The sequence below is a fragment of the Haladaptatus sp. W1 genome, assembly GCF_001723155.1.
Lineage (GTDB): Archaea > Halobacteriota > Halobacteria > Halobacteriales > Haladaptataceae > Haladaptatus > Haladaptatus paucihalophilus.
The window spans coordinates 19,722-29,312 of the sequence record NZ_MEIH01000405.1; the positions used below are offsets into that span (position 1 = coordinate 19,722).

The 9,591-nt window shown below is 63.6% G+C and carries 11 protein-coding genes; 6 read left to right on the plus strand and 5 right to left on the minus strand.

What is annotated here, in order from left to right:
• Window positions 1-9: 9 nt before the first annotated feature.
• A complete protein-coding gene (locus BG842_RS25760) occupies window positions 10-708 on the minus strand; it encodes a PGF-CTERM sorting domain-containing protein (protein WP_069453014.1) in 699 nt (232 codons plus the stop codon).
• A 136-nt stretch (window positions 709-844) separates the two neighbouring features.
• On the opposite strand from BG842_RS25760, the gene BG842_RS25765 reads away from it, so the two are divergent.
• Window positions 845-1,888, plus strand: a complete 1,044-nt coding sequence (locus tag BG842_RS25765) for a DUF5787 family protein (protein WP_069453015.1) — start codon at window positions 845-847, stop codon at window positions 1,886-1,888.
• 1 nt (window position 1,889) lies between these two features.
• Here the strand turns inward: BG842_RS25765 and BG842_RS25770 are convergent, their stop codons facing one another.
• Complete coding sequence (locus tag BG842_RS25770) at window positions 1,890-2,390, minus strand: DUF5797 family protein (protein ID WP_069453016.1); 501 nt, start codon at window positions 2,388-2,390, stop codon at window positions 1,890-1,892.
• A 131-nt stretch (window positions 2,391-2,521) separates the two neighbouring features.
• On the opposite strand from BG842_RS25770, the gene BG842_RS25775 reads away from it, so the two are divergent.
• Window positions 2,522-3,298, plus strand: a complete 777-nt coding sequence (locus BG842_RS25775) for an enoyl-CoA hydratase/isomerase family protein (RefSeq protein WP_069453017.1) — start codon at window positions 2,522-2,524, stop codon at window positions 3,296-3,298.
• 13 nt (window positions 3,299-3,311) lie between these two features.
• Here BG842_RS25775 and BG842_RS25780 read toward each other — a convergent pair whose 3' ends face one another.
• The gene (locus BG842_RS25780) at window positions 3,312-4,562 is read right to left on the minus strand and encodes an MFS transporter (RefSeq protein ID WP_069453018.1); all 1,251 of its coding nucleotides are present in this window, start codon (window positions 4,560-4,562) and stop codon (window positions 3,312-3,314) included.
• 145 nt (window positions 4,563-4,707) lie between these two features.
• Between BG842_RS25780 and BG842_RS25785 the strand changes: the two genes are divergently transcribed.
• From BG842_RS25785 to BG842_RS25795, 3 genes are all read left to right on the plus strand, one after another.
• The gene (locus BG842_RS25785; RefSeq protein ID WP_007979375.1) at window positions 4,708-4,965 is read left to right on the plus strand and encodes a hypothetical protein; all 258 of its coding nucleotides are present in this window, start codon (window positions 4,708-4,710) and stop codon (window positions 4,963-4,965) included.
• Window positions 4,966-5,025: 60 nt separating this feature from the next.
• Window positions 5,026-5,337, plus strand: a complete 312-nt coding sequence (locus tag BG842_RS25790; protein WP_069453019.1) for a transcription factor S — start codon at window positions 5,026-5,028, stop codon at window positions 5,335-5,337.
• Between the two features lie 224 nt (window positions 5,338-5,561).
• Window positions 5,562-7,244 carry a methylmalonyl-CoA mutase gene (locus BG842_RS25795; protein WP_069453020.1) on the plus strand — a complete coding sequence of 561 codons (1,683 nt, stop codon included), beginning with the start codon at window positions 5,562-5,564 and terminating at the stop codon, window positions 7,242-7,244.
• A 55-nt stretch (window positions 7,245-7,299) separates the two neighbouring features.
• Here the strand turns inward: BG842_RS25795 and BG842_RS25800 are convergent, their stop codons facing one another.
• Both BG842_RS25800 and BG842_RS25805 read right to left on the minus strand, forming a co-directional pair.
• Window positions 7,300-7,629 carry a DUF1330 domain-containing protein gene (locus BG842_RS25800; protein WP_069453021.1) on the minus strand — a complete coding sequence of 110 codons (330 nt, stop codon included), beginning with the start codon at window positions 7,627-7,629 and terminating at the stop codon, window positions 7,300-7,302.
• A gap of 133 nt (window positions 7,630-7,762) precedes the next feature.
• The gene (locus tag BG842_RS25805; protein ID WP_069453022.1) at window positions 7,763-8,878 is read right to left on the minus strand and encodes an aminotransferase class V-fold PLP-dependent enzyme; all 1,116 of its coding nucleotides are present in this window, start codon (window positions 8,876-8,878) and stop codon (window positions 7,763-7,765) included.
• Window positions 8,879-8,978: 100 nt separating this feature from the next.
• On the opposite strand from BG842_RS25805, the gene mce reads away from it, so the two are divergent.
• Entirely contained in the window at window positions 8,979-9,362 is a 384-nt protein-coding gene (mce, locus tag BG842_RS25810; protein ID WP_069453023.1) for a methylmalonyl-CoA epimerase, read from the plus strand.
• Window positions 9,363-9,591 lie beyond the last annotated feature (229 nt).

Genomic DNA, 9,591 nt, shown 5'->3' on the forward strand with positions numbered 1-9,591 from the left:
TTTCGAGGTCTATTGCCGCCGTGCGAGCAACGCGACCGCCACGAGCGCGACGACAGAGACGCCGACGCCGAGGCCGGGTTGCCCGCTGCTGTCGGTGGTCGTCGTGGAGTCGTTCGACGTGGTGGTCGTCATCCCCGATTCATCGTACGTCGTCGAGGTGTTCGTCGCGGTCGTCCGCGACCCGTTCGTCGCATCCCCTTTGACGTTGAGACCGCCGTATTCGATGGTGAGAGCGCTGTCCCCGGTTCCGGCGTAGACGGTGATTCCGTACATGTTCGCGGGGAGTTCGCCGTCGACCGTCGTCTCGTTTTTGACGGTGAGTTCGTCCGCGTCGGCCGTCGTCGTCAGGGCCGACCCGTCGCCGCTCCCCGCTTTCGCGGTGTCGAAAACGAGGACGACGGTACCGTCGCCGTTGCCGTCGGTGACGCTCGCGTTAAGTTTGTAGTCCATCGCGCCGCCGCCGAGTTGGACGGTCATGGCGTCCAAGTCCTCCAGCGTGACGTTCATCGTAACCGTCTCACCCTGCTCGACCTCGTAGATGGAACGATTGAACGAGACCGTACCGTTCGCATCGTTCGACTGGAAGAGCGAGAGGGACTGTACAGCTGGATTGGTCGTGCTCGCCGCGTGTCCGGCGGAACCCGCCGCTGCGGGTCCGGCGAGGAGCGAGACGACCAACAGGGTCGTGAGGGCGTTTCGTAGGGTCATAGATATCGGGGTACCGATACGGAAACCGGTTCACTCGTCAGTTGACGAGAGGGGTTCATCTTTCCCATCTCCCAACAAATGTTTTTTGATATCGCGTAGTCGAATCGCTTACCAGCGCTGGGTGAGAGGGTACCGTATGGACGAATCGGAGTTCGTCTTCGAACTGCGAACCTGCCGGTGGGCCGAGCGACGGTGGCCGCCCGACGGCGGCGACCGGGCCGTCCTCGTCGCCCGACAACTCGGAACGAAGCGCAGACGATGGGATACCGTCGTCATCGAGGTCGATGCGGACGCGTTCGCCCGCCGCGCTGACTTCGGTCGCCGTCGCCTGGACGGCGACATGCTCGGCGTCGTTCGACACGCTCCCGCCGAGTGGGAGTGGTACCGGGACGCCCTCCCCGACCCCGACTATCCGTGGCGGTACGTCCGCGAGACGATTCACGAGGCGGACGAACGGGGAATTTTGAAGGTGCGAAAGCGAGGCAACCGCCTCGAAATCAAACGGCGGTACGAGTACCCGGACTGGATTCGGCGCATCGTCGCCATCGAGAACAAACCGGACTTGGACGCCAGCGCGGCCCGCGACTTGCGACCGCAGTTGGAACGGGACGTGGCGCTCTCGTTGGCCGACGAGGTGTGGGTGGCGACGAACGCGACGGGCGAGACGGTCGAACCGGCACTGCTCGAATCGGTACCGGTCGAGGCGGGGATTCTGACGTTCGACGGGCACGACGCCGCGGTGGCGTGGTACCCCCGAACGCTCGACGTGGACGCGCCGGGGACGCGAATCCTCGAACGACCAAGCGGCGGGAAGTACGACCAGTCGGCCGCCCGGTTCGAGTACGTCCCGCCCGAGGAGAAAGCAAAAAAGCGGATCGAAATCGCGGAACGGGCTTACGAACGGGGATGGCGCACGTACACTCGGACGATGCGTCCGGACTGTCGGCACTTCGAACTGCGGCGGGAGGAGGCGTTGGTGTTGCCCTACTGTGACGCGAAATCCTGCCACCAGACCGCGCGGGAGTGTTCCGGGCGGTGCTCGGCGTTCGAACCCGAACCCCCGGCGTGGCGGCAGAAAGGATGGCCCATCGAGGGCGGGCCGGGGAACGCCAGCAAACGACTGCTCGAATCGCGTCGGGAACGCTATCGTCCGGGACAGTGGGCGTCGGACGCCGAGTGATTCACCCGGACTCTTCGACCGTGATGTCGTCGCGGGCGACGGCGAGTTTGAAGGTCGGGACGGTCCGGTAGACGACCTCGACGACGCCTTTTCGTTTTAGACTCTGGAGCGCGGCGCGCACGTCGTCCACGTCGGGGTCGATACCGAACTCGTCGCGGACGCTATGCAGGACGGAGACGACGCTCGCCGACCGGTCGTCCGGGTCGGGAACGACGTCGAACACCTGTCGCTGGAGGGTCGGGACGCGGACGACGCTCGGCGCATCGTCTTCGTCGTCGGCGACCATGCCGGGCTCTACGTCCACGAGGTCGTTGGCTTCCGTCGTCGCGCGGATGTAGCTGTTCTCGTCGCGGTAGTAGTACTCCTTCAGTTCGCTTTCGAGATACTGGTGCACTTCGCTCCCGCTCTCCAACCCCCAGCGGTCCTGCAGTTCGCTGTTTTTCGTCGGTTGGAGTTCGACCAAATCGGCGAGACGGTCGCGGGCCTCCTCGGACAACGTCATTGTCGCGTGATTATGACGGGGGGTTATTTCCCAGTTCCGAAGCGACACGAGGAATCACGGGGTGAGCGCGGGTCCGTCGCCGTCACCCGCCCGTCCGCAACGATTAACCGAATACCCCGAGACATCCCACCATGCCCGAATGGGACACGGTACGATACGAGTTTTCGGACGACGTTGCGACGCTCACGGTCGACCGCCCCGACCGACTCAACGCGTTGAACGTCGAAACGCTCCGCGCGCTCCGCGAGGCCATCGCCGAAGCGGAGGCGGACGGTGCCCGCGCGCTCGTCCTCACGGGTGCGGGCGAGAAGGCGTTCATCGCCGGAGCCGACATCAGCTACATGCAGGACCTCTCCGTGACCGACGCACAGGAGTACGCGGAGTTGGGCCACGACGTCGCCGACTCGCTCGAAGCGTTTCCCGCGCCCGTCATCGCCGCCATCAACGGCTACACGTTCGGCGGCGGGTGTGAACTCGCGCTGGCGTGTGACCTCCGGGTGGCGAGTTCGAACGCCGTCATCGGTCAGACCGAAATCGACCTCGGCATCATCCCCGGATGGGGCGGCACGCAGCGCCTCTCGCGGTTGGTCGGCGACGAACTCGCCCGTCGGCTCATCTTCTTCGGCGAGCGCATCGACGCCCAGGACGCCCACGAGATGGGGCTGATCGGCGAGGTCGTCGCTCCCGACGAACTCGACGCCCACGTAGAGGAGATGGCGACCGACCTCGCGGAACGCCCGGCGTTCGCCCTACAAGCCGCGAAGGAGGCGCTGAATCAGGTACAGGAAGGAACCCAGTCGGCGGGACTGCGCTACGAGCGTCGGCTGTGGAGTTCGCTGTTCGGCACGCACGACCAGCGGGAGGGGATGGCGGCGTTCGTCGAGGACAGGGACCCGAACTTCGACTGAGGAAAAAGCGTTTTCAATCCTGTGGCGTCGGACGGGCGTCCGGGGGTTTCGTAACCGTCTCTTCGACCTGCGTGTAGACGAGGAGGGCCCCGAGCGCCGCGAGGACGCCGCCGACTTCGAACGGCACTTGGAAGCCGAACTTGACGAGGAATCCCGAGGAGAGCGGCCCGATGGCGGTGCCGAGGCCGAACGCCATGGTGAGAAGGGAGAGTTGCGTCCCGGACTGTCCCTTTCGTGCGATGTCGCCCGCGAGCGCCAGCGCGGGGGCGAACACGAGTGCACCGGCGACGCCCTGAACGAGGCGAGCGATCAGCATCTCTACCGGCGTTCCGACGAAACCCTGGACCATCGTGGCGGGGATGAGCAGGACGAGTCCGGTGACGATGAACTGTTTTCGGCCGTAGCGGTCCGTCGCACGGCCGATGGGCGTTTGGAGGGCGACCTGAGCGAGGACGAACGCCGCGAACTCGATGCCGAACCACAGTTCGTTCTGTCCGAGTCGCCGGTTGATGGTCGTCTCCAGCGTCGAAATCAACGCGATGCTGATGGCCATAAACAGCGAGGCGAGCGCCAGCGTGAAGATGGGGTCGAGACCGCCGCGCGAGCCGAGAATCGTGATTGAGAAGTCGTCGGCCGCCTCGGCGTCGGCCTGTTCGGGGTCGCTCACGAGCAGCGTGACGAGCGCGAAGCTGATGAGCGCCCCCAAGGAGGCGATGTAGAAGGCGGATTCGAAGCCGGTCATGTGGATGCCAGCCACGGTGTAGGGACCGTTGTGAACCAGCGCACCGGCCGCTATCGGCCCAGCACCGAATCCCAGCAGTCGGAATGTGTTGAACACGCCCATGTTTCCGCCGCGGTTCTCGTCCGACGCGAGGTCGTTGACGAGCGCGATGGTGCACGGGATGGTGAAGGCCACGCCGATTCCCTGAACGGCGCGAATGGCGACGAGCGCGGGGTAGCTACTGGCCAAGGAGAAGGAGAAGTTCGTCACCGCCAGAATTCCCAGTCCGAGCAGGATGAACACTTTCCGCCGCTCGGATTTGTCCGAGAGGTATCCCGCGAACGGTTGCGTGAAGCTGTTCAAGAAACCGAACAGGGAGAGGACGATGCCGGTGATGGCCGTCGCGGTGAGTCCGAAAGAATTCCCGGTTATCACGCCGCTGGTAATGTAGAGCGGGAGAACGATGATGAGAAACGAATTGCCAGCCGAGTCGGCCATCCGTGCAATCGCCAAAGCTAGCACTCGCCTGTCTACACTGAACATTCGAGTCGAAATACCGACTGCACGGTGAAGACAGTTGTGATGGCGGTCGTCGTGGCAGCAATCGCGGGGATGAGGGCGCGATAACGGCGGTTCGAGAAGGGGGAACGCGATAACACCTAAGCACGACCGCGACGTCTGTGCTACCATGGCACAAAGAGTCAAGTACAATCGGGTCGAGTCGGTGCTTCGAGAACTCTCCTATCCCATTCTGCGGGAGGACGCGGCCATCGAGTTGGACGAGACGACGCTCGTCCTCGCCGAGGGCGAGGAGAACCTCGGCGGTCTCATCGCCCAGACCGACCAAGAGGAGTACGAGTCCGCGCGCGACCTCGAAACGGAGGTCAACAACGTTCTCCCGCGCGAAGCGGTCGGCGAACCGTACCAATCGGAAGGGGAGGGATAAGCGAAAAAAGCGCGGAAAACACGCTACTTAAATGGCCGCGTTTGTTAGTCCGGGACACCAATGGAGTTCTGTGACGAGTGCGGTTCCATGATGAAAGCAAACGACGGGTTCTGGGTCTGTGGTAGCTGCGGCCACGAGACTCCGCGGGGCGACGCCTCGGAGTACGTCATAACCGAGGACCAAGAGGCGAGCGAAATCATCGAGAGCGGCGGCGGCAGTAACGGCCTCCCGACGACCGAGGTGCAGTGTCCCAACTGCGACAACGACAAGGCCTACTGGTACCTCCAGCAGATTCGCTCGGCCGACGAGAGCGAGACCCGCTTTTTCGTCTGCACCGAGTGCGAACACAAGTGGCGCGAAGACGACCACTAAATCGGCTTTCTCGCGGCGCGGTTTCGCTTCCATTTCGATGAGCTGACCCCCAAACGAGGAGTCACCAATAGACTCCGTTTCTGGCCGTGTTTTCGTCGTTCCAGTTGTCCTCGCTTGTAATAACCTCGTTCACCCTAAAACCGGACTTCCTTCGCTACTACTCCCCACGTAGCCCGAAGTCGTCCGTCAATCCTTAAGACGAATCGCCGACAACAGTTCAGGCAATGTTTGACGCGGACGACCTCGACGAAATCCGCCGGGGGAAAGACGAGTGGGAAGCGGAGACGCTCGACCCGACGCTGGAGCGGTTCGGCGAGCGAAAGGAGGAGTTCACGACCGACACGGACGGACAGACGGTAGAGCGCCTCTACACGCCGAACGACGTCGCCGACACGGACTACGAGGAGGACCTCGGCTATCCGGGCGAGGACCCCTACACCCGCGGCGTCTACCCGACGATGTACCGTGGGCGACTGTGGACGATGCGCCAGTACGCCGGGTTCGGGACGGCCGAGGAGACCAACGAGCGGTATCACTACCTCATCGACAACGGCCAGACGGGGCTGTCGGTGGCGTTCGACCTGCCGACGCAGATGGGCTACACCTCCGACGCCGCGATGTCGGCGGGCGAAGTCGGGAAGTCGGGCGTCGCAATCGACTCGCTCGCGGACATGGAGGCGCTGTTCGACGGGATTCCGCTGGACGAGGTGAGCACGTCGATGACCATCAACGCGCCCGCATCGGTGCTGTTGGCGATGTACATCGCGGTGGGCGACCGGCAGGGCGTCTCCCGCGAACAGCTCCGCGGAACGATTCAGAACGACCTGCTCAAAGAGTACATCGCGCGGAACACGTACATCTTCCCGCCGGAGCCGTCGATGCGCATCATCACGGACATCTTCGAGTTCTGCGCGGAGGAGGTGCCGAAGTTCAACACCATCTCGATTTCCGGCTATCACGTCCGCGAGGCGGGCGCGACGGCGGCACAGGAACTCGCGTTCACGCTCGGCAACGGTATCGAGTACGTCGAGGCCGCGCTCGACGCGGGGTTGGACGTGGACGAGTTCGCGCCGCAACTCTCGTTCTTCTTCAACGCGCACAACGACATTCTGGAGGAGGTGTCGAAGTTCCGCGCCGCGCGACGGATGTGGGCGACCATCATGGAGGAACGCTTCGGCGCGGAGAACCCCAAATCGAAACAGCTCAAGTTCCACACCCAGACGGCGGGGTCGACGCTCGCCGCCCAGCAGATAGAGAACAACGTCGTTCGCGTCGCGTACCAAGCGCTGGCGGCGGTTCTCGGCGGAACCCAGAGCCTGCACACGAACGGAAAGGACGAGGCGCTGGCGCTCCCGACGGAAGAGAGCGTGCGGACCGCGCTCCGCACCCAGCAGATTTTGGCCCACGAGAGCGGCGTCGCGGACACCATCGACCCGCTGGCAGGGAGTTACTACGTCGAGGCGCTGACGGACGACTTGGAGGCGGAGGCCTTCGACCTGCTCGACACCATCGACGAGAAGGGTGGGATGCGCTCGGCCATCGAGAGCCAGTGGGTCCAGCGCCAGATTCAGGACGTGGCCTACGACCGCCAACAGGAGATTGAGTCCGGGGAGCGGACCATCGTCGGCGTCAACGAGTTCGAAGTGGACGAGGAACCCGAAATGGACATCCAGGAGGTCACGGAGGAGGACGAACGCCGACAGATAGACCGCCTGAACGAGGTCCGTGAGGAACGAGACGACGGGGAAGTCGAGAAGACGCTGACCGCGCTCCGCGAGGCCGCGGAGGGGAACGACAACCTCATGCCGTACATCGTGGACGCGGTGAAGGCCTACGCGACGGTGGGCGAAATCTGTAACGAACTCCGGGACGTGTTCGGCGAGTATCGGCCGGGAACGGCGATTTAATCGGGCGAATCGAACACCTTCGACCCGTCTCGAAAAGTGCTTGCTGAGGACCTCCTCAGCCGAGGTCGTCGGGCGAGAACGAGGCGGTGATTATCAAATCGGTGTACTCGCAGGTCTCGTGGCGAACCTGCCTGAGTACCTGATAGGTATCGTCGTTGTACCACTCCTCGGCGGCTTCGACGGACGGGAATTCGAGGACGACGGTCAAAGAGTGGTCCCAGTCGCCTTCGATCACGTCGATGTCGGTCGAGCCGACGAGTACCTCGCCATCGTGGTCCGCAATCGTCTCCCCGGTAGCGGGGAGGTACTCGTCCATGAATCGGTCCACGTCGGTTATCCCGTCGACGGCGATAACGTATCCCTTTCGTTGCGTGTCGTGAGACATCCTTCTTCCCCCACCGTCGGCCGATACCGAACTCCTCGGTCCGACGGACGCATTCCATGACAACCTCTGACACGATGAACGTATGGGGTACGGTCGGCCCGATTCGAGGAGAGGAGGGACCGTAGTTCGGCGCTCAGACGTACTCCAACAGCGCGTCGATGTCGTCCGCCGTGTTGAACACGTGGACGGAAGCACGGATGGAGTTGTTCGGATACGGCAGCGAGCGGATGCGAATCCCCTCGCCAGCGAGTCGTTCGACGAACGCGTCCGGGTCGTCCACTTCGAAGGTCACGAGGCCGGACTCGTACTCGCGGGGACTCAGCAATCGCACGTCGTCGGACGCGACGAGGCCCTCTTTCAGTCGGTCGGTTAGCTCCCGGATTCGGTTCTCGATGGTGTCGTACCCGACCGCTTCGATGACGTCGATGGCTTCCCCCAGTCCGGCGTACGGTGCGGGCGAGACGGTTCCCACTTCGAGTCGGTGCGCGCCGGGTTCGTAGGCGTACGCCTCGGCGTTAGGGTCCTCGACGCTCCGATAGCCGATGTGGGCCGGGTTCAGGTGGCATTCCGCTCCCGAACGGACGGAGACGAATCCGGCACCGAACGGTCCCAACAACCACTTATGACCGGCTCCGGCGACGAAATCGGCGTCCCATTCGGTCACGTTGACCGCCATCTGGCCGGGACACTGCACCGCATCCACGAGAACGAGCGCACCCGCATCGCGGGCGATGTCGGTGAGTTCCCGCACCGGAAGCATCGTCCCGTGCGTCCACGTCAGCGCGCTGAAACAGACGAGTTTCGCGTCGGTTACGGCGTCTTTCACCGCATCGAGGTCGAGTCGTCCGTCCTCGCTCGAAAGAACGTCCGTCTCCACGCCCTGTCGCTCCAACCGCTTCCACGGGAGGATGCCCGAGGAGTGTTCGAGGTCGGTTCGAACGACGCGGTCGCCGGACTCCCAATCGAGCGCGGCGGCGATTCGGTTGATGCCGTCCGTCGTGCTCTGGGTCAGCGCGATTTCCTCGGGGGTCGCGCCGAGGTGGTCGGCGACCGTCTTCCGGGTCCGGTCCAGCACGTCGAACGTGAACGGATACATCCCCTCGTCGGCCGGTGTCTCGTACTCGTGGCGTTCGAGACAGGATTCGTTGGCCTCGACGACGCGGGTCGGGCTGGGGCCGCTCGCGCCCGTGTTCATGTACGTCGTCCGTTCGAGCGCGGGGATATCGGCTCGCAAGGCAGTGGGTTCCATCGGATACAATCATGCACGGTACGCCTAATAATTCCCACCTCGCGGCAATCCGGTCGGTCGAATCACCACCGTTATGCCGCGATACGGCCATCGTTTCCGCATGCAGATAGACCACATCGGCATCGCGACCGACGATGCGGCCGGACTCGCGGAGACGTACGAAGCGCTGTTCGACGCCCCCGTCGCCCACGAGGAGGAGTTCGACGGACTCCGCGTCGTCTTCCTCGATTTCGGTGGCAGCTACTTCGAACTGCTCGAACCGCTCGAAGACGGCACGATTTCCCGGTATCTCGACCGGAACGGCGCGGGCATCCACCACGTCGCGCTCGAAACCGACGACATCGAGGGCGCGCTCGAAACGGCGCGCGACCACGGCGTCGAATGCATCGACGAGGAACCGCGACCCGGCGCGTGGGGGCACGACGTGGCGTTCCTCCACCCGAAATCGACGGGCGGCGTACTGGTGGAGTACGTCGAGCACTAAATCGGTCGTTAAAACCAGTCGTCCGCACGCAGTTCGTTCGGCGTTCGGCGTCCGAACGGCTCGTCGAACGGAACCACGTAGAGCCGTAAAACGGACGAACGGGGCGTCTCAGAACCGAGTTTCGGCGTTCACTTGAACCGGAACGTCTCCAGATTCTTCGGTGCGAACGTGCGGATGTTGAAATCGTGGTAGAGCGACGAGGAGAGGTCTTGGGTGGAACTCTCGTCGC